The sequence below is a fragment of the Achromobacter sp. GbtcB20 genome (genome assembly GCF_019091095.1).
Taxonomy (GTDB): Bacteria; Pseudomonadota; Gammaproteobacteria; order Burkholderiales; family Burkholderiaceae_B; genus Achromobacter; species Achromobacter mucicolens.
In genome coordinates, this window is the sequence record NZ_JAGXJZ010000001.1 from 343,097 (window position 1) to 364,411 (window position 21,315).

A 21,315-nucleotide genomic window follows, 5' to 3' on the forward strand; every position below is an offset into this window, starting at 1 on the left:
CTTGGCGGCAATCAGCTGAAGCGGCGCTTGGGCGCGGTCTTCATGTGGGTGGTGTAGAGGGTCAGGCCCGTCAGCGAGATGCCGCCGATCAGATTGCCGAGGACCACGGGGATTTCGTTCCAGATCATGTAGTCCATGATCGAGAAATTGCCGCCCATGATCATCGCCGACGGGAACAGGAACATGTTGACGATGGAGTGCTCAAAGCCCATTGCAAAGAACAGCATGACGGGCATCCACATGGCGATGACCTTGCCGCTGACGGTGGTCGAGATCATGGCGCCCACGACGCCCAGCGACACCATCCAGTTGCACAGCACGCCGCGGATGAAGATGGTCAGCATGCCGCCCGCGCCGTATTCCTTGTAGCCCAGCGTACGGTTCTCGCCGATGTGCGAGATGACCTGGCCCACCTTGTTGGGCGGCACCGAAAAGCCGTACGTGAAGACGATGGCCATCAGCACGGCCACCGTCAGCGCACCGAGGAAGTTGCCGATGAATACCAGGCCCCAGTGCTTGAGAATGCCGCCCATCGTGACGCCCGGCCGTTTGTCAAATAGCGCCAGCGGCGTCAGCACGAACACGCCTGTCAGGAGGTCGAAGCCCATCAGGTACAGGATGCAGAATCCCACCGGAAAGAGCGCGGCGCCCAGGATGGGCGAGTCGGTCTGCACCGTGACGGTGACGGCAAAGACCGCGGCAATCGCCAGGATGGCGCCGGCCATGAAGGCGCGGATGAGGACGTCGCGCGTCGCCATGTAGAGCTTGGATTCGCCCGCGTCCACCATCTTGGTGACGAACTCGGAAGGAGCTAGGTAGGACATGATGTTTCCTGTTGCTTTGCTGAAGGTATGAATGAATCCGGCGGCGCCCGTCAGGCGATTTCCACCGCGTCGCCGTTAAAGCGCGCCTGCCAGGTCTGCAGGCGTTGTTCCGGGAATTGCACGCAGCTGCCGTCCGCCAGCCGGAAATGCTGCTTGTAGAGCGGGGAGGCCACCACCAGGTCGCCGGCCAGCTGACCGACGATGCCGCGGCCGATCACGTTGGCGCCCGATTTCGGATCGCGGTTCGACACGGCGTACAGCGTCTGGCCCTCGGTGTCCGGCAGATAGAAAAGCGCCACTTGCGCGCCGTCCACCAGCGCCACGACGCCGGAATTGGCCACGAGGTCGCGGCGGTCGCAGGCGTGGCGCCAGACGAGGTATTGAGCAGGTTGGGCGGCCATCAGACGATCTCCTCGGCAATGGGAATGACGCGTTGCACGGCGGGCACCGGCGCGGGCCGAGGCTGGCCGCGTTCCTGCACGAACTTGATGTCCGGATCGCCCTGGCTGTCGTTGACGAAGGTGCGAAAGCGCTTGAGTTTCTCGGGGTCGCCGAGCGCGTTGGCCCATTCGCATTCATAACGGTCCACCACCAGCTGCATCTGCGCTTCCAGCTCGGCGGCGAGGCCCAGGCTGTCCTCGATGACGACCTGCTTCAGATAGTCCAGCCCGCCTTCCAGCGATTCGCGCCACACGGACGTGCGCTGCAGCTTGTCGGCCGTGCGGATGTAGAACATGAGCAGGCGGTCGATGTAGCGGATAAGGGTGGCGTCGTCCAGGTCGGTAGCAAACAGTTCCGCGTGGCGCGGACGCATGCCGCCGTTGCCGCACACATACAGGTTCCAGCCGTTCTCGGTGGCGATCACGCCGATGTCCTTGCTCTGCGCCTCGGCGCATTCGCGAGTGCATCCGGACACGGCGAACTTCAGCTTGTGCGGGGCGCGCAGGCCCTTGTAGCGGTGCTCGATGTCCAGCGCCATCTTCACGCTGTCCTGCACGCCGAAACGGCACCAGGTGCTGCCCACGCAGGACTTCACCGTGCGCGTGGACTTGCCGTAGGCGTGCCCCGTCTCGAAGCCGGCGGCGATCAGTTCCGACCAGATGCCGGGCAGCTCGTGCAGTTGCGCGCCGAACAGATCGATGCGCTGGCCGCCCGTCACCTTGACGTACAGGTTGTATTTCTTGGCGACGGCGCCGACGGCGATCAGGCCGTCGGGCGTGACTTCGCCGGCGGGCATGCGCGGCACCACGGAGTAGGTGCCGTTTTTCTGCATGTTCGCCATGAAGGTGTCGTTGGTGTCCTGCAGCGGCACCAGGTGCGGGTCCTGGATGGGGCGGTTCCAGCAGGACGCCAGGATCGAGCCCACCGCGGGCTTGCAGATCTCGCAACCCACGTGGCCGCGGCCGTGGCTGGCCAGCAGTTCGTCGAAGGTCTCGATGCCGTTCACTCGCACGATCGCGTACAGCTCCTGGCGGGTGTAGGCAAAGTGCTCGCACAGGCTCTTGTCGACCACAACGCCGCGGCTGGCCAGTTCGTGCTCGACCACCTGCTTGAGCAGGCCCGCGCAGCCGCCGCAGCCCGAGGCCGCCTTGGTGCAGGCCTTGACGCCGGCCAGGTCCGTACAGCCGCCGTCGATGGCGTCGCAAATCGCGCCCTTGTTGACGTTGTGGCACGAGCAGATCGTGGCGGTGGCGGGCAGGGCGTCCACACCCAGCAGGGGGGCGGCCTGGCCTTGCGGCAGGATCAGGCTGGACGGATCCGCGGGCGGCGCGATGCCGTTCTGCGCGTATTGCAGCAGGGTGTCGTAGTAGCTGTTGTCGCCCACCAGGACGGCGCCCAGCACGCGCTTGCCGTCGGCGGACACGACCAGGCGCCGGTAGCTGGCGCCCGCTTCGTCGATGTACCGGTAGCTGCGCGAACCCGGCGTGGCGCCGTGGGCATCGCCGATCGAGCCCACGTCCACGCCCAGGAGCTTGAGCTTGGTGGACATGTCGGCGCCCGAAAAGGCGGCTTCGGGCGCGCCGCACAGTTCGGCGGCAACGATGCGCGCCATCTGGTAGCCGGGTGCCACCAGGCCGAAGACCGTGCCGTTCCAGGACGCGCATTCGCCGATCGCGTAGATGTGTTCGTCGCTGCTGCGGCAGTGGTCGTCGATGGCGACGCCGCCGCGCTCGGCCAGCGCCAGTCCGGCCTTGCGCGCCAGGAACACCTGCGGACGGATGCCGGCCGAAAACACGATCAGGTCGGTTTCCAGCGGCGCGCCTTCGGCAAAGCGCATGCGGTAGCGGTACTGCGTGCCGGGCTTGATGTCCTGCGTGGCGCGTGACAAGTGCACGCCCACGCCCAGCGCCTCGATGCGCGCCTTGAGCGCGGCGCCGCCGGCCTCGTCCAGCTGCACCGGCATCAGGCGCGGGGCGAACTCGACGACGTGGGCTTCCAGATTCAGCGACTTGAGCGCATTGGCCGCTTCCAGGCCCAGCAGGCCGCCGCCCACCACGACGCCGCGCCGCGCGCCGCTGGCCGCCTCGCGGATCAGGTCCAGGTCGTCGATGCTTCGGTACACCAGCCGCGAATGGCCTTCGGCGCCCGCGATGGGCGGCACGAAGGGATAGGAGCCGGTTGCCAGCACCAGCTTGTCGTAGGCGAAGCGGCCATTGGCGGTGACGACTTCCCGGGCGCGGCGGTCGATATCCACCACGGGCTCGCCCAGGCGCAGGGTCACGCCTTCCTGCGCATAAAGCGCGGCGTCGCCCAGCGCCATGGACTCGGCGTCGCGGCCGTTCAGGTATTCGGACAGATGGACGCGGTCGTAGGCACGGCGGGTTTCCTCGCCGAAGATGGTGATGCGATAACGCTCAAGGGCGCCGCGGGCGATCAATTGCTCGACGCAATGATGGCCCACCATGCCGTTGCCGATGACAACCAGCGTCTGCAAGGAATCGGATGTGGCCGCTGCATTCATGGGATTTCCCCAGGCTTGGATTTTCGGATTTCAAAAGACAAACGGCGCCCTGGACCTTTCGGTCGGGGCGCCATTGCCGGTAATGCTCACGTTGTCTTGCCGGGTTTGCACCCGCACAAGCGCTATCAAGCAAAGTCCATGCCAGGTATGTTGAATGCCGTGGGGGCGGCGGGAATTTCCTTGCGGTTCATAGGGAAAGCGGGCGCGCCGGCGGCCTCGCGGCGGCAGTCGCGGCTGTTGCGGTCGTGGGCGGGCATGCCTCGGATCGGTGCATATCCGTGTGCGGCCTGCACTTGTTTGGCGCAGCGCAACATGACGTACCGCCGCTTGATCGGGATTAAGGCTGCGGCGCGGCCGATGTCAGGCGAACGCCGCCTGCACCGCGGCAAAGGCAGCCGCGACCAAGGGATCGTCGCGCCGCGCCGTCTGTGTGATGAATGACAGCTCGGCCTGGATCGACAAGCCTTTGACCAGTTGCAGGCCGCTGGACTGCGATTCGCGCAGGGCGATCGAATCGCGGGCGAGCGACAGCCCCACGCCCGAGCGAACCAGATCCAGCATCGAGGCCTCCTGGTCCACCTCGGCCACCGCGTGGGGCGCGATGCCCAACGCGTCGAACTTGTCGGACAGCAGCCGGTGATGGACGGAATCCGGCGGGGTCCAGATCCAGGGCAGCGCTGCGATCTCGGCCCAGCCCCGGCCGGCGACCTGCGCGCTCCAGCCCTTGGGTGCGACGACGTAATAGGAAAACGAAGCGAGCGGTTGGGCATGCAGGCCGGCTGGGTGCGGGGGGCCCAGGTAGAAGCCCACGTCCAGGTCGCCTGCGCGCACCTGGCGGCCGACCGATCCCGACATGCCGTGCCGCAGGGTGGGGCGGATCTTCGGGTAATGCTCGACCAGGTATTGCAGCGTGGCGCCCAGGCGCAGGAACTCCGGATCCAGGATCGTGCCGATCCGCAGTTCGCCCTGGACGGTGTCGCGCAACGCGCCGATGGCGCGCTGGAAGTCGTCCAGCGCATCCAGCACGCGCTGCGCCGGCGCCAGCAGCGCCCGGCCGTCCGCATTCGGCGCGAGCCCTTGCGCGGTGCGGGTGAAAAGCGTCAGGTCCAGCGATTCCTGGAAGTTCTTGAGCTGCAGGCTCAGCGCGGGCTGCGTCAGGTGCAGATGCTCGGCCGCCCGGGTCAGATTGCCCTCCCGCGCGACGGCGGCGAAAGTGCGGATGTGCTTCAGATCCATGAATGCTTCCAGAAGATGTGGGGACGTCTGACACCTGAGGCGCCGTGGAACTGCCGAGCATTATTAGAGACACTAATAAAGCCCTTTTCAACATTTGATTGGACAGCCGCCTCGCCGTGCGCCAGAGTCTCGGCTGATTCCCGGCGCGCGCACCGCGTCGCAGCCGGGGCGGCTCACCGTGCCGGCGTCCTTATCGGGCCCGGACTTGATAAGAAGAGCTTATGGAGACATACGACTACATCATCGTGGGCGCGGGTTCGGCGGGCTGCGTGCTGGCCAACCGCCTGAGCCGCGATCCTGCCGTGCAGGTCCTGCTGCTGGAGGCGGGCGGGCGCGACAACTATCACTGGATTCACATCCCGGTCGGTTACCTGCACTGCATCGGCAACCCGCGCACCGACTGGATGTACCGCACGGCCGAGGAACCCGGGTTGGGCGGGCGTTCGCTCATCTATCCCCGCGGCCGCGTGCTGGGCGGATGCTCGTCGATCAACGGCATGATCTACATGCGCGGCCAGAGACAGGACTATGAGGACTGGGCCGCCTTGTCCGGCGACGCGGCCTGGAGCTGGGATCAGGTGCTGCCGGTCTTCAAGCGCAGCGAGGACTACCACCGGGGCGCCGACGAATTTCATGGCGCGGGCGGCGAATGGCGCGTCGAGCAGCAGCGGCTGCGCTGGGACATCCTGGAGGCCTTTGCCACCGCAGCCGAACAGGAAGGCATTCCGCGCGTGCAGGACTTCAACCGCGGCGACAACTTCGGCAGCGGCTATTTCGAGGTCAACCAGCGCAGCGGCTGGCGCTGGAACACGTCCAAGGCATTCCTGCGCCCCGTGCAGAAACGCCCGAACCTGCATGTGATGACGGGTGCGCTGGCCGAGCAGCTTGAATTCGACGCCAAGCGTTGCGTGGGCGTGCGCGTGAACCGCGCCGGGCGCGCGATGTCGCTGCGGGCGCGGCGCGAGGTCGTGCTGGCCGCGGGCGCCGTGAACTCGCCGCACCTGCTGGAAGTCTCGGGCATCGGCGAGCCCGCGCGCCTGCGCGAAAGCGGCATCACGCTGCGTCATGCCTTGCCGGGCGTGGGCGAGAACCTGCAGGACCATCTGCAACTGCGGGTCATCATCAAGGTGAACGGCGTCAAGACATTGAACCGGATCGCCTCCACGTGGCTGGGCCGCGCGGGCATCGGGCTGGAATACCTGATGAGCCGCAGCGGCCCGATGAGCATGGCGCCCTCGCAGTTGGGGGCGTTTGCAAAATCCGATCCCGGCCAGGACCGCGCCAACGTCGAATTTCACGTGCAGCCGCTGTCGCTGGGCGCCTTTGGCGAGCCCCTGCATGGGTTCGACGCCTTCACCGCCAGCGTCTGCAATCTTCGCCCGACGTCGCGCGGCAGCGTGCATGCGCAAGGCCCGGCGGGGCAGAAGGGCAGCGAGGCCCCTGTCATCCGCCCCAACTACCTCAGCACCGAAGAAGACCTGCAAGTCGCCGCCGATTCGATCCGCCTCGTGCGCCGCATCGCCGCCGCGCCCGCCCTGCAGCGTTACCAGCCGGAGGAATGGTTGCCGGGTCCGGCCTTCCAGACCGAGGACGAACTGCGCCAGGCCGCTGGCAAGATCGGCACCACGATCTTCCATCCGGTGGGCACTTGCGCGATGGGCCGCCACGCCGACCAAGGCGCGGTGGTCGACGCGCGACTGCGCGTGCATGGGCTGCAAGGGCTGCGCATCGCGGATGCATCCATCATGCCGCGCATCACGTCGGGCAACACCAATTCGCCGACGATCATGATCGCGGAGCGCGCGGCGGACATGATTCGCGAAGATGCGGGCGCATAGCAGCGCGCCAATGACAACAAGCCGCCCGGTATGGGGCGGCTTGCCGATGCAAGCGGGGCGGCGCCAACTTCAGCGCAGCGACCGGTAGGTGTCCTGCCGCTGCGGATGCGTCAGGATCACCTGCCAAAGCTGGCCCTCGCGCGACCGGAAAAAGCCCGCGCAACACATCAGGTAGTACTTCCACATCCGGTAGAACCGGGTGCCGTAGCGCGATTCCAGCGTCGGCCAGGCGCGCTCGAAGCGCTCCCACCAGGCCATCAGCGTGCGGTCATAGTCGGCGCCGAAGTTGTGCCAGTCTTCGATGATGAAGCGGCCCTCGACGGCGGTGGCGATCTCGCGCGCCGACGGCAGCTTGCCGTTGGGGAACACGTAGCGGTCGATCCACGGATCGGTGCTCTGGCTGGTCGCGGCGATGCCGATCGTGTGCAGCAGGAAAATGCCTTCCGGCGCCATCAGCCGCTGCACGTTGGTGAAGTAGGTGTCGTAGTTCTTGGGGCCGACGTGCTCGAACATGCCGACCGAGACAACCTTGTCGAAGCGGCCCTGCAAGTCGCGGTAGTCCTGCAGCAGCAGCTCGACCGGCAGGCCCTTTACCCGTTCCTGCGCCAGCGCAAGTTGCTCCTTGGACACCGTCACGCCCGTGACCTTGACGCCATAGCGTTCGGCCGCGAACTTGGCCAGTCCGCCCCAGCCGCAGCCGATGTCCAGCAAGGTCTCGCCTTCCTTCAGTTGCAGCTTTCGGCAGATCATGTCCAGCTTGGCGACCTGCGCCTCCTCCAGCGTCTGGGCGTGTTCCCAATAGGCGCAGGAGTAGATCATCCGGCTGTCGAGCATGGCTTCGAACACGTCGTTGCCCGCATCGTAGTGCTGCTCGCCGACCTCGAATGCGCGGTGCTTGGATTGCAGGTTGAACAGCTTGTGGCGCAGGTGCTCGGCGATCAGCTTGATGCGGGCCACGCCCAGCGCCGCGGATCCCATGTCGGCGCGCAGCAGGCGGGTGAAGAGTTCGTCCAGTTGCTCGCAGTCCCATTCGCCGTCCATGTACGACTCGCCCAGCCCCAACGACCAGCTGGCGAACACCCGCTCGTACATGTGCTTGTCATGCACCTGCATGTCCCAGGGGCGCGACCCATTGATCTGCACGTCGGCGCGGGCCATCAGGTCCTGCAGGATCTTCGGGGGGGCGGGGGGAGGGGTGACGACGACGCCGGTTTGAACGGCGGGCTGTTCGGTCAGCGGGGGGACGGGACTGCTTTGCTGCATACGGACTCCATATCAATTTTGGGAAGACTGATCTGGCAATGCCTGAATCTTTTTACTGTGCGCCTTGAAAGGTGCGCAACTCCAATTTAATGAATGCATCGCGCCGATAGCCATCGGCAATGTCGGACGGGCGCCGGGCGGCAGCGGTGGCTCGGAGATGCAGGGATCGTAGCCACGAAGTTCGCGATAGTCCAGAGCCGGCCGCACCGGCCTTTCATAACCGATAAGATAGCGGCCAAAGCGGCGCCGCCGTGCCGGCCGCGCGCAACCCGTGGAGCGTACCGAAAGTGCAAGCCAGCCTGGAACCCCGTTTGGAATTCGTCACCTGCGCAAGCCCGGCGGGCCTGCACCGCATGGCCTATTGGGAGTGGGGCGATCCCGCCAATGACCGGGTGCTGCTCTGCGTGCACGGCCTGACCCGCAGCGGGCGCGACTTCGATGTGCTGGCGCGCCGGCTGGCCGGCCACTACCGGGTGGTCTGCCCGGACGTCGTGGGGCGCGGCCGCTCGGATTGGCTGGTCAATCCGGCGTTCTACACGGTGCCGCAGTACGTGTCCGACATGGTGACGCTGATCGCGCGCTTGCGCCCGGCCAGCCTGTCGTGGGTCGGCACGTCCATGGGCGGGTTGATCGGCATGGCGCTGTCGGGCGCCGCCGCGTTCGCCAAGGCCATAGCCGCGATGCGCCCGCATGCCGGGATGTTGCCGCCTGCCCAGGGACTGCGTCTGGACAAAATGGTGCTCAACGATGTGGGGCCGCGTCTGGAGAACGGCGCCCTGTCGCGCATCGGCCAGTACGTGGGCGCGCCCGGCGAATTCGCCACGTTCGAAGAGGCCGTGGCGACGATGCGCGCCAATTCGGAAACCTTCGGTCCGCACACCGACGCGCAGTGGGCGGAGCTGGCCAAATACCTGTATCCGGAACAGGGCGGCAAGTGGGTCAAGCACTACGACCTGGCGATTGCCCAGGCTTTGGGGGCCCAGACGCCCGAGGAACTGGCGGCGGGCGAACAGATCCTGTGGCGATCGTACGACGCGATCGATTGCCCGGTCCTGATCGTGCGTGGCGAGTTGTCCGACCTGCTGACCCCCGCCACGGTCGAAGAGATGTGCAAGCGCAATCCGCGTGCCCGGGCGCTCGAAGTGCCCGGTGTGGGCCATGCCCCCACGCTTATCGTGGACGACCAGGTCGATCCGGTGGCGGACTTCCTCTTGGCTTGAACGGGCGGGCTGCATTGTGGGGACAGGCTGGCGCTAGGCGCGCCGCCGGGCCTTCTCTACAATAGCCCCATGAAATCGCCCACGCTGAACATCGACCTGCATTGCCATTCCACCGTCTCGGACGGCGCGCTCGCGCCCCGCGACGTGGCGCAGCGCGCGTTCGCCAACGGCGTCGACGTCTGGGCGCTGACCGACCACGACGAAGTGGGCGGCATCGCCGAAGCCTCGGCGGCGGCCCAGGAGCTGGGCATGCGGTTTGCCACCGGCGTCGAGATCTCGGTCACCTGGGCCGGCCTTACGGTGCACATCGTCGGCCTGCGGTTCGATCCCAACAACGCGGATTTGATCGAAGGCCTGCGTAAGACCCGCTCGGGACGCGCCGCCCGCGCCAAGCGCATCGGCGACCGCCTGGCGGACATGGGCATGCCCGGCGCGTATGAAGGCGCGCTGCCGTTTGCCGGCAATCCCGAACTGATCAGCCGCACGCACTTTGCGCGTTATCTGGTGCAGGCCGGCTATTGTCCGGATGTGCAGACCGTGTTCAACAAGCACCTGGGCGACGACTGCCCCGGTCACGTGCCCATGCAGTGGGCGACGCTGGCCGACGCGGTGGGCTGGATCCGCGGTGCGGGTGGTCAGGCCGTCATTGCGCATCCGGGCCGCTACAAGTACACCCCGCTGCAGTTCGCCGCGCTGTTCGACGAATTCCTGCAACTGGGCGGCGTGGGCATCGAGGTCAACACGGGCAGCCATACCGTGGAAGAAGCGCGCCAGTACGCCGAGGTGGCGCGCCGCTACGGCTTCCTGGCCTCGCGCGGCTCGGACTTTCACAGTCCCAAGGAAAGCCGGATGGATCTGGGCCAACTGCCGCCGCTGCCTCCCGACTTGAAGCCGGTCTGGCACGACTGGTTCTGACGCGGGCGGCCCGCGCCGCCCATTTTCACAAGCTTCGACAGTGATCGCGCCATCGCGATGCAACCGCCATGAACAAAGCCTTTGTTAAAGAGTCCGACCACGAGGACGACGACGACCTGCCGCAGGCCCAGGCGCTGCCGGCCGGCACCAAGAACTACATGACGCCCGAGGGCTACGAACGCCTGCGCGGCGAGCTGACGCAGCTCATGAACGTGGAACGACCGGCCGTCGTGCAGGTCGTGTCGTGGGCCGCGTCCAACGGCGACCGCTCGGAAAACGGCGACTACCTTTACGGCAAGAAGCGCCTGCGCGAGATCGACCGGCGCATGCGCTTTCTGACCAAGCGTCTGGACATTGCCGAGGTCGTGGACCCCAAGGCCCAACCCAATCGCGATCAGGCTTTCTTCGGCGCAACGGTCGTCTACGTGGATAAGGCCGGCGAGGAACACACTGTCACCATCGTCGGCGTGGACGAAGCCGAACCCCTGGCCGGCAAGATCAGCTGGATCTCGCCGGTGGCCCGCGCTTTGATCAAGGCGCGGGAAGGCGACACGGTCGTGCTGCGCACACCGGCCGGCATCGATGAGCTGGATATCCTGGAAGTCAGCTACCCGGAATAGGGCGGGTGTCAGACACTCCAAAAAAATAACGGGCGCCGGTTTGTGGCCGGCGCCCGTCTGGTGGGCGGGATTCTAGCGTCCCTGCCTCGGTTGGCGGCTTGCGCCGCCGGTTCCCCTGGGGCTTGCTGCGAAACTTTCGCGGGTTACTTCTTGCGCTCAGCGATCGACTTTTCGGCCTTGTTGACCAGATCCTCGCCGATCTGCTTCTTCCACTTTTCGTAGACGGGCTTGGTGGCCTTCACGAAGGCGTCGTGGTCGGCTTGCGACAGGGTGGTCACGGTGACGCCGTGACCGGCGATTTCCTTGAGTAGCGACGGGTCTTCAGGCGTCACACCCTTGCGCGCGATCACGATCTGCTGCTTGCCGGCGTCCAGCGCGGCCTGGCGCACGATGTCGCGGTCCTTTTCCGACCAGGAATTCCAGACTTCGCGGTTGACCACGAAGATCAGCGGATCGGCCACGTAGTTCCAGAGCGTCAGGTACTTCTGGCCCACGGTGTAGAGCTTGGAGCCGGTGTAGATCGACAGCGGGTTCTCCTGCCCGTCGACCGCGCCGCTGGCCAGCGCGGGTTGCGCATCGGCCCAGCTCATCTGCGTGGGGTTTGCGCCCAGTGCGGTGAAGGTGTCGATGTAGAGCGGCGACCCCACCACGCGCAGCTTCATGCCCTTCATGTCCTCGGGCCGCTTGATCTCGCGCTTGGAGTTGCTGACCTGGCGGTAGCCGTTCTCGCCCCAGGCAAGCGGCACCACGCCCGCCTTTTCGATGAGCTTGAACATGTCCTTGCCCACGTCGCCTTGCACCAGCGCGTCGATGGCGGCGTAGTCGGGCATCAGGAAGGGCAGCGAGAACAGGTTCAGCTGCTTGACCTGCGGCGACCAGTTGATGGTCGACCCGACGGCCATGTCGATCACGCCCTGGCGGATGGCGGTGAACTCGCGGGTCTGGTCGCCCTGGACCAGCGAGGTGCCGGGGTAGACCTTGATGTTGATGCGGCCGTCGGTGCGCTCGCGCACCAGGTTCGACCAGATCTCGGCGCCCTGGCCCCACGGGAAGGTGGTGCCCACGACGATGGAGAGCTTGTACTCGGGCTTGTAGTTCTGCGCATGCGCGGGCGCCATGCCCACCACGGCCGCCGCGCACAGCGCCGCGCCGATCAGGTTGCGGAATTTCATGTTGCGTCTCCTCTCTATGCGAGTCTTTCTGTTGTTGTCATCCACGGCCGGGCACCCAGTCGGGCCGGCCCCGTCCAGCCTCTCTCAATAACCCAGCTTGCGCGGCAGCCACAGCGCCAGTTCGGGAAACACCAGCACCGCGACCAGCACCAGGAACATCGCGCCCAGCAGCCACACCACCCAGCGCACGGTCGACTCCATCGGCACGCGCGCGATGCGGCACGACACCATCAGGTTCACGGCCAGCGGCGGGGTGAACTGGCCCAGCGCCACCTTCAAGGTCAGGATCACGCCGAACCACACCGGATCCCAGCCGTAGGCATTGGCGATCGGCATGAGCAGCGGCACGAAGATCAGGAAGATCGAGATGCCGTCCAGGAACATGCCCACGGTCATCAGCAGCAGGATCAGCAGCGCCAGCACGCCCCATTCGCCCAGGCCCGAATTGACGATGGCGTGGGTGATCGGGTCGATCACGCTGAGCGTGGACAGCGCCCACGCAAAGATCCCGGCCAGCGTCACCACCAGCATGATCACGGCGGACAGCTCGGCGGCTTCGCGCAGGATCGTGTACAGGTCCCGGAACTTGATGGTGCGATGGATGAAGCCGCCCACGAAGAGGCCATAGAACACGGCAACGACCGCCGCCTCGGTGGGCGTGAACCACCCCAACCGCATGCCGCCCAGGATCAGCACCGGCGCGGCCAGGCCCCAGGACGCCTCGCGCAGGCTCTTCCAGAAGGGCGGGCGGGGCAAGTGCGCTTCCAGCGCGCCCATCTTGTATTTACGCGACAGCCACACGGCCGGAATGATCAGCGCGAAACCGGCCAGGATGCCCGGGATCATGCCGGCGGCAAACAGCGCGGGCACCGAGGCGCCCGGCACCAGCACGGAGTAGATGATGAAAGCCACGGAGGGCGGGATCAGGATGTCGGTGGCCGCGCCGGCGGCCACCACGGATGCCGAGAACGACCCCGGATAGCCCGCGCGCGACATCGCGGTGATCATCACCGCGCCCACGGCCGCCGCGCAGGCCGGCCCCGAACCCGAAATGCCGCCCAGGAACATCGCCACCGCGATCGACACCAGCGGCAGCATGCCGGGACCGCGCCCCACGATGGCGATCGCAAAGTCCACCAGCCGCTTGGCCACGCCGGACCGGTCGAAGATCGATCCGACGAGCACGAACATGGGAATCGCCAGCAGCGGGTACTTGGCCAGGCCGGCGTAGAAATTCTGCGGAACGGTCAGAAGGCCGTACCACGGCGTGTCCAGGTTGGTCAGCACGATCGCGACCGTGCCGCCGATGCCCAGCGCCACGCCGACCGGCACGCCGATCACCATCAGGACGATGAAGACGGTAAAGAGGATGACGGCGATCATCGCGGGGCATCCTGGACCGGAGCGCGCGACAGACGGCGCAGGGTGCCCAGCGTGCGCAGCGAAATGGCCGCGGCCATGACCGGCAGCCAGATCGAATACCACCACGTCGGCACGCCGATGGCCGGCGAGGTTTCCTCGTAGATGAATTCGTCGTACACCAGCTTCACCGACAGCACGGTCAGCAAGACGAAGAACGCCAGCACGCAGCTGTTCGCAATCAGCGCCATGATGCGCTGGCGGCGCGGCGAGCCCGAGTCCGCCAGGATCTCGATCCGGATGTGATGGTTGCGCACGAAGGCCACACTGCCGCCCGCCATCGTCAGCACGATCAGCAGGAACACGGAAATTTCTTCCGTCCACGCAAACGACTGATCGGTGAAATAGCGCACCAGCACATTCAGGAAGGTGATGATGGCCAGGGTCGCCAGCAGGATCACGGCCAACCAGTCCTCGACGGCCAGCGGCACCTTCACGGCGGGATCTGCTTCTACGGGGATGATCGGTTCTACGGGCTCGGCGGGGGCGTCGGGGCGGGACATGTGAGGCAACGGCCAGCGGGCGTGGGGCGCCGCTTTTCTTGTTGGATAGGGTCGCTGCATCCTACCGTCGCACCGCGAGCGAGGGTGTTCGTGTTTTCCCGCAATGCGGGGCGGCTGCAACATGCTGCATTGCGCAAAGCGTCTGCCGGCGGGCAGGGCCCGCGAGGGGAAAACCGCCTTTCCACCAAGCGGTGGCGGACCGATATTGCTGTGCACCATCCACGCCGGACAGCGCGCGGAATTCTTTTGTAACAATGGCCGGACGAGGGCGGCTGAACCCCCATTGAACTTCGGCTCCGGGAAAACCCCTTAAACGGGTAAAATCCCCGCTTTGCACCCCTCTTTATACGGCGCCCGCATCGTGTCCCTAGTTCAGCATCTGCCTGGTTCCTCCGTCCTGTCCTCCTTTCGACGTGATCGCCTTCTGGCGCAATTGAAGGAAGCCGGCCTGCCGGTGGCCGACATATCCGCCCGCTACGAGCACTTCGTCAGCACCGACGCCGCCCTGACGGCCGAACAGCAGCAGCAGCTTACCCAGCTGCTGGACTACGGCACGCCCAGCACCGCCGACGCGCCCCCCAAGAGCGTGTCCCTGCTGGTGATCCCGCGCCTGGGCACGATTTCCCCCTGGGCCAGCAAGGCCACCGACATCGCCCACAACTGCGGCCTGTCGTCGGTGCATCGCATCGAACGCGGCGTGCGCTACGTCATCACGCCCGAACGCGGCCTGCTCGGCGCCAAGTCGCTCGACGAAGCCATGCTGGCGCGCGCGGCCGACTGCCTGCACGACCGCATGACCGAAACCGTGGTGGACGCCAGCTTCGACGGCCAGGCGCTGTTCCAGCCGCTGGCGGGCAAGCCCATGCGCACGGTCGACGTCCAGACGCGCGGCGCCGATGCCCTGGTCGAAGCCAACACCACGCTGGGCCTGGCCCTGTCCGACGACGAGATCGAATACCTGGCCAAGTCCTTCACCGACCTGGGCCGCGATCCCACCGACGTCGAACTGATGATGTTCGCGCAGGCCAACAGCGAACACTGCCGCCACAAGATCTTCAACGCCGAATGGGTCATCGACGGCCAGTCGCAGCCCAACACGTTGTTCGGCATGATCCGCGCCACGCACAAGGCGCAGCCCCAAGGCACCGTGGTTGCTTACTCGGACAACGCCGCCATCATGGAAGGCGGCCCCGCGCAGCGCTTCCAGGCTGGCGTGCCGGGGCTGGCGGGCGAGGGCGCCGCCAGCGCCAAGTACATCCGCCGCGACACCACCGTGCACACGCTCATGAAGGTGGAAACGCACAATCACCCGACCGCGATCGCGCCGTTCCCCGGCGCCTCCACCGGCAACGGCGGTGAAATCCGCGACGAAGGCGCCACCGGCCGCGGCTCCAAGCCCAAGGCGGGCCTCACGGGCTTCACCGTGTCGCACCTGCGCTTTGACGACGCGCTGCAACCCTGGGAAGCCGACCACCACGGCCTGCCCGATCGCATCGCCTCGCCGCTGTCCATCATGATCGACGGCCCCATCGGGGGCGCGGCGTTCAACAACGAATTCGGCCGTCCCAACCTGCTGGGCTACTTCCGTTCGTTCGAGCAGACCGCCGGCGGCACGCGCTGGGGCTACCACAAGCCCATCATGATCGCGGGCGGCCTGGGCAGCATCGACGCCGGCCTCACGCACAAGGACGTCATTCCCCCCGGCGCGCTGCTGATTCAACTGGGCGGCCCCGGTTTCCGCATCGGCATGGGCGGCGGCGCTGCCTCCAGCATCAGCATGGGCAGCAACTCGGCCGAACTGGACTTCGACTCCGTCCAGCGCGGCAACCCCGAAATCGAACGCCGCGCGCAAGAGGTCATCGACCGCTGCTGGCAGCAGGCCGAAAACAACCCCATCATCGCGATCCACGACGTGGGTGCGGGCGGCCTGTCCAACGCATTCCCCGAGCTGGTCAACGACGCCGGCCGCGGCGCGATCTTCGATCTGAAGCGCGTGCCCCTCGAAGAATCGGGCCTGTCGCCCGCCGAAATCTGGAGCAACGAATCGCAGGAACGCTACGTCCTGTCGATCCTGCCCCAGGACCTGGAACGTTTTGACGCCATCGCCCGCCGCGAACGCTGCCCGTACGCGGTGGTGGGCGTGGCCACCGAAGAGCGCCAGCTGCGCGTGGTGGACGGCGAGGGCCTGCCCGGCCTGGACACGATCCGTCCGCAAAATGAGGCCGAAGTGCGCCCCGTGGACGTGCCCATCGACGTCATCCTGGGCAAGCCGCCGCGCATGACGCGCGACGTCACCCGCCTGCCCGGCGTGTCCGAGCCGCTGGACCTGGCCGGCATCGACCTGACCGAAGCGGCCTACCGCGTGCTGCGCCACCCCACGGTGGCCAACAAGTCCTTCCTCATCACCATTGGCGACCGCACCGTCGGCGGCCTCTCCAGCCGCGACCAGATGGTCGGTCCGTGGCAGGTGCCGGTGGCCGACTGCGCCGTCACGCTGGCCGACTACGAAGGTTTCCGCGGCGAAGCCATGTCGATGGGCGAGCGCACCCCCATCGCCATGCTGGACGCCCCGGCCTCGGGCCGCATGGCCGTTGCCGAAGCCCTGACCAACCTGGCCGCCGCCGACGTGGCGCGCCTGGAAGACATCAAGCTGTCGGCCAACTGGATGGCCGCCTGCGGCGTGGCCGGGCAAGACGCCGCGCTGTACGACACCGTGTCCGCCGTCAGCGAGCTGTGCCAGGCCACCGGCCTGTCCATTCCGGTCGGCAAGGACTCCCTGTCCATGAAGACCTCCTGGGAACAGGACGGCGAGCAACGCCAGGTCGTCGCGCCCGTGTCCTTGATCATTACCGCGTTTGCGCCGGTCGCCGATGTGCGCGCCAGCCTGACGCCGCAGCTGCGCACCGACGCGGGCGACAGCGTCCTGATCCTGATCGACCTGGGCCGCGGCCGCCATCGCATGGGCGGCTCGATCCTGGCGCAGACGTATAACCAGGTCGGCCAGACCGTGCCGGACATCGATTCGCCGCAAGACCTGCGCGCGTTCTTTGTCACCATCCGCACGTTGGCCGAAGCCGGCACCATCTTGTCCTACCACGACCGCTCCGATGGCGGCCTGTTCGCCACGCTGGTCGAAATGGCCTTCGCCGGCCGCACCGGCATCTCGGTGAACCTGGACATGCTGACCTTCGATCCGCAATCGGCGGATTGGGGCGATTACAAGATCCGTCCGGAACAGGTCGCCGTGCAGCGCGACGAACTGACCCTCAAGGCCCTGTTCTCGGAAGAAGCGGGCGCCGTCATCCAGGTGCCGGCCTCGCAGCGCGACGCCGTCATGCAGGTGCTGCGCGGCGCGGGCCTGTCGGCGCACTCGCACGTCATCGGCGGTCTGAATGCCGCCGACGAAGTCGAGTTCTACCGCGACGGCCGCAAGGTCTGGGGCCAGCCGCGGGCCGACCTCGGCCGCGCCTGGTCCGAAGTCTCGCACCGCATCATGGCGCGCCGCGACAACCCCGCGTGCGCCCAGGCGGAACTGGACGTCTGGAACGACACCAAGGATCCGGGCATGAGCCCGAACGTGGCCTTCGACCCGCAAGAGAACGTGGCCGCGCCGTTCATCAACACCGGCAAGCGTCCGCGCGTGGCCATCCTGCGCGAGCAAGGCTGCAACAGCCAGGTCGAAATGGCCTGGGCCTTCGACACCTCGGGCTTCGAGGCCATCGACGTCCACATGACCGACCTCCTGTCCGGCCGTCTGGACCTGGCGGAAATGCAAGGTCTGGTCGCGGTGGGCGGCTTCAGCTACGGCGACGTGCTGGGCGCCGGCGAAGGCTGGGCGCGCACCATCCGCTTCAACAGCAAGCTGTCGGACCAGTTCGCCGCGTACTTTGCGCGTCCCGACACCTTTGCGCTGGGCGTGTGCAACGGCTGCCAGATGATGGCTGCGCTGGCGCCGATGATCCCGGGCGCCGAGCACTGGCCGCGCTTCACGCGCAACCAGTCCGAAAAGTACGAAGCCCGCCTGTCGATGGTGGAAGTGGCCAAGTCGCCGTCCATCTTCTTTGCCGGCATGGAAGGGGCCCGCGTGCCGGTCGCCGTGGCTCACGGCGAAGGCTTTGCCGACTTCTCGCAGCAGGGCGACGCCGACCGCGTGCTGGCCGCCGCGCGCTTCATCGACAACTACGGCCAAGCCACCGAAGCCTATCCGTTCAACCCGAACGGCAGCCCCGGCGGCCTGACCTCGGTGACCACGGCAGACGGCCGATTCACGGTCATGATGCCGCACCCGGAACGCGTGACCCGCAACGTCATGATGTCGTGGGCGCCCGAAAAGTGGGGCACCGCGGATTCGGGCGGCGCGTTCAGCCCGTGGATGCGCATCTTCCGCAACGCCCGCGCCTGGCTGAAGTGAGCGTCCGGGGGTGAACCCCCCGAACCGTAGCCACAGAAACCGCCGCGGCATGTCCGCGGCGGTTTTGCGTTGCGCGCTTGCGTGAGGCCCGGGTCCGCGCGTCGCCCGCATGTAACCCAATGAGATATTTAACTTTTCATTGCATTGTGCCGTTAAGGGGAGAGCGTTACGCAACCCCCGGAGTGGCTTTCAATGTTCAAGAATTTAAGTATCCGCGCAATCCTGACGACCGCCCTGGCCGTCTTCTTTGCCCTTTTTCTGGTGACCGGCATCGCGGTCTATCAGCAACTGACGTCCAACCGCACCTCGATCGAGGTGATGCTGGACACCAACCTGGTCCGCGCCAATTCGCTGGACGACGCGGCATCTGACCTGCTGCGCGCCCGCGTGGTGCTGCTGGCCGCGCATAGCGCGCTGCTGGAAGGCAAAAGCCTGGACACCGCCGCCAGCAACATGCAGCGCATGGACAGCTATGTCGCCAAGGCCACCAGCCAGATCGAGACCGCGCGCAAGCTGCCCGAAACTTCGCCGCAGGGCAAACCCCTGTTCGAGGCTGCGCTGGCCGCCTACGACGTCTACGTGCGCGAAGCCATCTTTCCCCTGATCGCCGCGATCCGCGCCGGCGACGCCAAGGAGGCCGGCCGCATCAACCAGGAGAAGGTGAGCCCGCTGGGCACCAAGTTCACCCAGGCCAACCAGCAGTACGTGGACTTTGCCGACGAAATCGGCCAGCGCGTGGCCCACGATTCGGCCGCGCGCATCAATACCGCCATCGTGTTTCTGATCTGTCTGCTGGTCGTCGTGGCGGCGCTGGTCGTGGGGCTGTACGTGGTCTTCGGCCGGGCGGTCTTCCGTCCGCTGCATGAAGCCGGACGCCTGTTCGACCGCATCGCCAGCGGCGACCTGACCAACCGCATCGAGCAGCGCGGCAACAACGAAATCGGCGTGCTGTACGCCGCCGTCAAGCGCATGCAGGACAGCCTGGCGCGCACCGTGTCGGCCGTGCGCCTGGGGGTTGAAGAGATCCACACCGGCTCGCGCGAGATTGCCGCAGGCAACATCGACCTGTCCTCGCGCACCGAGCAGCAGGCCGCTTCGCTGGAGGAAACGGCCGCTAGCATGGACGAGCTGTCCTCCACCGTGAAGAACAACGCCGACAGCTCGCGCAGCGCGGCACAACTGGCGATGGCCGCGTCCGAAGTGGCCACGCGCGGCGGCCAGGCCGTGGGCGACGTGGTGGGCACGATGCGCGGCATCGCCGACAGCTCGCACCGCATCTCCGATATCGTGGGCGTGATCGACGGCATTGCCTTCCAGACCAACATCCTGGCGCTGAACGCCGCGGTGGAAGCCGCCCGCGCGGGTGAGCAGGGCAAGGGTTTTGCCGTGGTCGCAAGCGAAGTGCGCGCGCTGGCGCAGCGCAGCGCGGCGGCCGCCAAGGAGATCAAGGGCCTGATCGACGATTCCGTGCAGAAGGTGTCGGTGGGCTCGGATCAGGTGGAGGCCGCCGGCGCCACCATGCAGGAGATCGTCACGTCGGTGCGCCGCGTGGCGGACATCATCAACGAGATCTCCAGCGCTTCCGAGGAACAGTCGCAGGGCATCGAGCAGGTGAACCAGGCCGTGTCGCAGATGGACAGCGTGACGCAGCAGAACGCCGCGCTGGTCGAAGAGGCGGCGGCTTCGGCGGCATCGCTGGAAACGCAGGCCCAGCGCCTGCGCGAAGCCGTGGCGGTGTTCAAGCTGCAATCCGGCCGGGTGATCGAGGCCGATGCGCCGGCGCTGGACAGCCGCGGCGGCGAGCCGGCGCTCATCGGCGCCTGATCCCGCCTTGCAAGGTTACGCGCCAACAAAGAGCCGGCCCTGAAGGCCGGCTTGCAAGCTCCCTGCAAAGACCCCGCCGCGCAACGCGCCGGGGTCTTTTGTTTGGCGCTTACTGGTCGAGCTGGATCTTGGCGTCGTTGGCGACGTTCTTCCACTTCTTCACGTCGCTGGCGATCACTTGCTGGAAGGCGTCCGACGAACCGGCTACCACGGTCCCGCCCAGGCTGGCCATCTTGGCCTTCACTTCGGGCGTGTTCAGCGCCTTGACCGAGGCGTCGTGCAGCTTCGTCTTCACGGCTTCCGGCAGGTTCTTCGGGGCCAGCAGGCCGTTCCACGCATTCGCTTCGTAGCGCGCCAGGCCGGCTTCCTTGAATGTCGGCGTATCGGGCAGTTCCGGCGAACGCGCGTCGGCGGCGATGGCGATCGGACGGATCTGGCCGCTCTTGATGTAGGGCAGCGAGGCGGGCACGGGTTCCCAGATCATCGACACCTGGCCGCTGATGACGTCGGTGAAGGCGGGACCCGCTCCACGGTAGGCGATGTGCATCAGATGCGCACCCGTCATCGACTTCATCAGTTCCATCGCCAGGTTGCCCAGGCCGCCCGCGCCGGACGAGGCGTAGGTGTACTTGTCCGGATTGGCCTTCGATTGCGCGATCAGCGCGTTCAGGTCGGCCGCCGGGAAGTCCTTGGTGACGCTGAGCACGCCGGGCACGGTGACCAGCTGCGTGATGGCCGTGAAATCCTGCGACGCATCGTAGGTCAGATTCTTGTAGACGGCCGGGTTGGTGCCGTGGGTGCTGGAGGAGGCCAGGAGGATCGTGTAGCCGTCGGGCGCGGCGTCGGCGACGTACCGCGTGCCGATCGAGCCGCCCGCGCCGGCCTTGTTCTCGACCACCACCGTCACGCCCAGCTCGGTGCCCAGTTGCGCGGCGAAGACGCGGCCGATGATGTCGGCGGTGCCGCCCGGGGCGAACGGCACGATCATGCGGATGGGCTTGCTCGGGTAGTCGGACTGCTGGGCCGACGCGCCGGCTGCCAGCGTGGCGCCGGTCAGGAGCGCCAGGGCAATGGTGGTTTTCTTCAAGGTCATCGGTGTCTCCACGAT

The 21,315-nt window shown here is 66.6% G+C and carries 16 protein-coding genes; 6 read left to right on the forward strand and 10 right to left on the reverse strand.

Annotation, left to right across the window (positions count from 1 at the left end):
* Positions 1 to 11: 11 nt before the first annotated feature.
* From KVT32_RS01580 to KVT32_RS01595, 5 genes are all read right to left on the reverse strand, one after another.
* The gene (locus KVT32_RS01580; RefSeq protein ID WP_056319032.1) at positions 12 to 824 is read right to left on the reverse strand and encodes a formate/nitrite transporter family protein; all 813 of its coding nucleotides are present in this window, start codon (positions 822 to 824) and stop codon (positions 12 to 14) included.
* 50 nt (positions 825 to 874) lie between these two features.
* Positions 875 to 1,225: a nitrite reductase small subunit NirD gene (gene nirD, locus KVT32_RS01585; RefSeq protein WP_152384715.1), complete on the reverse strand. Its 351-nt coding sequence runs from the start codon at positions 1,223 to 1,225 to the stop codon at positions 875 to 877.
* Positions 1,225 to 3,786, reverse strand: coding sequence for a nitrite reductase large subunit NirB (gene nirB, locus KVT32_RS01590; RefSeq protein WP_217617559.1), 2,562 nt, complete (start codon positions 3,784 to 3,786; stop codon positions 1,225 to 1,227). The genes nirD and nirB overlap by 1 nt, the downstream gene beginning before the upstream one ends.
* A gap of 125 nt (positions 3,787 to 3,911) precedes the next feature.
* Positions 3,912 to 4,043 (reverse strand): hypothetical protein, encoded by a 132-nt coding sequence (locus KVT32_RS32470; RefSeq protein ID WP_256450061.1) that lies wholly within the window; start codon positions 4,041 to 4,043, stop codon positions 3,912 to 3,914.
* Between the two features lie 103 nt (positions 4,044 to 4,146).
* A complete protein-coding gene (locus tag KVT32_RS01595; protein ID WP_152384713.1) occupies positions 4,147 to 5,022 on the reverse strand; it encodes a LysR family transcriptional regulator in 876 nt (291 codons plus the stop codon).
* Between the two features lie 221 nt (positions 5,023 to 5,243).
* Between KVT32_RS01595 and KVT32_RS01600 the strand changes: the two genes are divergently transcribed.
* Positions 5,244 to 6,860, forward strand: a complete 1,617-nt coding sequence (locus KVT32_RS01600; protein WP_217617560.1) for a GMC family oxidoreductase — start codon at positions 5,244 to 5,246, stop codon at positions 6,858 to 6,860.
* 69 nt (positions 6,861 to 6,929) lie between these two features.
* Here KVT32_RS01600 and cfa read toward each other — a convergent pair whose 3' ends face one another.
* A complete protein-coding gene (gene cfa, locus KVT32_RS01605) occupies positions 6,930 to 8,123 on the reverse strand; it encodes a cyclopropane fatty acyl phospholipid synthase (RefSeq protein ID WP_217617561.1) in 1,194 nt (397 codons plus the stop codon).
* Between the two features lie 353 nt (positions 8,124 to 8,476).
* Between cfa and KVT32_RS01610 the strand changes: the two genes are divergently transcribed.
* The 3 genes from KVT32_RS01610 (at position 8,477) to greB (ending at position 10,878) form a co-directional block, all read left to right on the forward strand.
* A complete protein-coding gene (locus tag KVT32_RS01610) occupies positions 8,477 to 9,343 on the forward strand; it encodes an alpha/beta fold hydrolase (RefSeq protein ID WP_254636738.1) in 867 nt (288 codons plus the stop codon).
* A 69-nt stretch (positions 9,344 to 9,412) separates the two neighbouring features.
* Entirely contained in the window at positions 9,413 to 10,258 is an 846-nt protein-coding gene (locus tag KVT32_RS01615; RefSeq protein ID WP_062841093.1) for a 3',5'-nucleoside bisphosphate phosphatase, read from the forward strand.
* 68 nt (positions 10,259 to 10,326) lie between these two features.
* Positions 10,327 to 10,878: a transcription elongation factor GreB gene (gene greB, locus KVT32_RS01620; RefSeq protein ID WP_056319052.1), complete on the forward strand. Its 552-nt coding sequence runs from the start codon at positions 10,327 to 10,329 to the stop codon at positions 10,876 to 10,878.
* A gap of 143 nt (positions 10,879 to 11,021) precedes the next feature.
* Here the strand turns inward: greB and KVT32_RS01625 are convergent, their stop codons facing one another.
* The 3 genes from KVT32_RS01625 to KVT32_RS01635 form a co-directional block, all read right to left on the reverse strand.
* On the reverse strand, positions 11,022 to 12,050 hold the full coding sequence (locus KVT32_RS01625) for a DctP family TRAP transporter solute-binding subunit (RefSeq protein WP_217617563.1): 1,029 nt from the start codon (positions 12,048 to 12,050) through the stop codon (positions 11,022 to 11,024).
* An 84-nt stretch (positions 12,051 to 12,134) separates the two neighbouring features.
* Positions 12,135 to 13,433, reverse strand: coding sequence for a TRAP transporter large permease (locus tag KVT32_RS01630; RefSeq protein WP_056319056.1), 1,299 nt, complete (start codon positions 13,431 to 13,433; stop codon positions 12,135 to 12,137).
* Positions 13,430 to 13,972 carry a TRAP transporter small permease gene (locus KVT32_RS01635; protein ID WP_175155725.1) on the reverse strand — a complete coding sequence of 181 codons (543 nt, stop codon included), beginning with the start codon at positions 13,970 to 13,972 and terminating at the stop codon, positions 13,430 to 13,432. The genes KVT32_RS01630 and KVT32_RS01635 overlap by 4 nt, the downstream gene beginning before the upstream one ends.
* A gap of 361 nt (positions 13,973 to 14,333) precedes the next feature.
* Between KVT32_RS01635 and purL the strand changes: the two genes are divergently transcribed.
* Both purL and KVT32_RS01645 read left to right on the forward strand, forming a co-directional pair.
* Complete coding sequence (gene purL / locus KVT32_RS01640) at positions 14,334 to 18,383, forward strand: phosphoribosylformylglycinamidine synthase (RefSeq protein WP_217617564.1); 4,050 nt, start codon at positions 14,334 to 14,336, stop codon at positions 18,381 to 18,383.
* 192 nt (positions 18,384 to 18,575) lie between these two features.
* Complete coding sequence (locus KVT32_RS01645) at positions 18,576 to 20,207, forward strand: methyl-accepting chemotaxis protein (RefSeq protein WP_056319062.1); 1,632 nt, start codon at positions 18,576 to 18,578, stop codon at positions 20,205 to 20,207.
* Positions 20,208 to 20,316: 109 nt separating this feature from the next.
* Here KVT32_RS01645 and KVT32_RS01650 read toward each other — a convergent pair whose 3' ends face one another.
* Positions 20,317 to 21,300: a tripartite tricarboxylate transporter substrate binding protein gene (locus KVT32_RS01650; protein WP_056319064.1), complete on the reverse strand. Its 984-nt coding sequence runs from the start codon at positions 21,298 to 21,300 to the stop codon at positions 20,317 to 20,319.
* Positions 21,301 to 21,315: the final 15 nt, after the last annotated feature.

Excerpts from the sequence above, each read along its gene's own strand:
- KVT32_RS01580 (WP_056319032.1), bottom strand. The coding sequence starts at position 824 with ATGTCCTACCTAGCTCCTTCCGAGTTCGTCACCAAGATGGTGGACGCG.
- nirD (WP_152384715.1), bottom strand. The coding sequence starts at position 1,225 with ATGGCCGCCCAACCTGCTCAATACCTCGTCTGGCGCCACGCCTGCGAC.
- nirB (WP_217617559.1), bottom strand. The coding sequence starts at position 3,786 with ATGAATGCAGCGGCCACATCCGATTCCTTGCAGACGCTGGTTGTCATC.
- KVT32_RS32470 (WP_256450061.1), bottom strand. The coding sequence starts at position 4,043 with ATGCCCGCCCACGACCGCAACAGCCGCGACTGCCGCCGCGAGGCCGCC.
- KVT32_RS01595 (WP_152384713.1), bottom strand. The coding sequence starts at position 5,022 with ATGGATCTGAAGCACATCCGCACTTTCGCCGCCGTCGCGCGGGAGGGC.
- KVT32_RS01600 (WP_217617560.1), top strand. The coding sequence starts at position 5,244 with ATGGAGACATACGACTACATCATCGTGGGCGCGGGTTCGGCGGGCTGC.
- cfa (WP_217617561.1), bottom strand. The coding sequence starts at position 8,123 with ATGCAGCAAAGCAGTCCCGTCCCCCCGCTGACCGAACAGCCCGCCGTT.
- KVT32_RS01610 (WP_254636738.1), top strand. The coding sequence starts at position 8,477 with ATGGCCTATTGGGAGTGGGGCGATCCCGCCAATGACCGGGTGCTGCTC.
- KVT32_RS01615 (WP_062841093.1), top strand. The coding sequence starts at position 9,413 with ATGAAATCGCCCACGCTGAACATCGACCTGCATTGCCATTCCACCGTC.
- greB (WP_056319052.1), top strand. The coding sequence starts at position 10,327 with ATGAACAAAGCCTTTGTTAAAGAGTCCGACCACGAGGACGACGACGAC.
- KVT32_RS01625 (WP_217617563.1), bottom strand. The coding sequence starts at position 12,050 with ATGAAATTCCGCAACCTGATCGGCGCGGCGCTGTGCGCGGCGGCCGTG.
- KVT32_RS01630 (WP_056319056.1), bottom strand. The coding sequence starts at position 13,433 with ATGATCGCCGTCATCCTCTTTACCGTCTTCATCGTCCTGATGGTGATC.
- KVT32_RS01635 (WP_175155725.1), bottom strand. The coding sequence starts at position 13,972 with ATGTCCCGCCCCGACGCCCCCGCCGAGCCCGTAGAACCGATCATCCCC.
- KVT32_RS01645 (WP_056319062.1), top strand. The coding sequence starts at position 18,576 with ATGTTCAAGAATTTAAGTATCCGCGCAATCCTGACGACCGCCCTGGCC.
- KVT32_RS01650 (WP_056319064.1), bottom strand. The coding sequence starts at position 21,300 with ATGACCTTGAAGAAAACCACCATTGCCCTGGCGCTCCTGACCGGCGCC.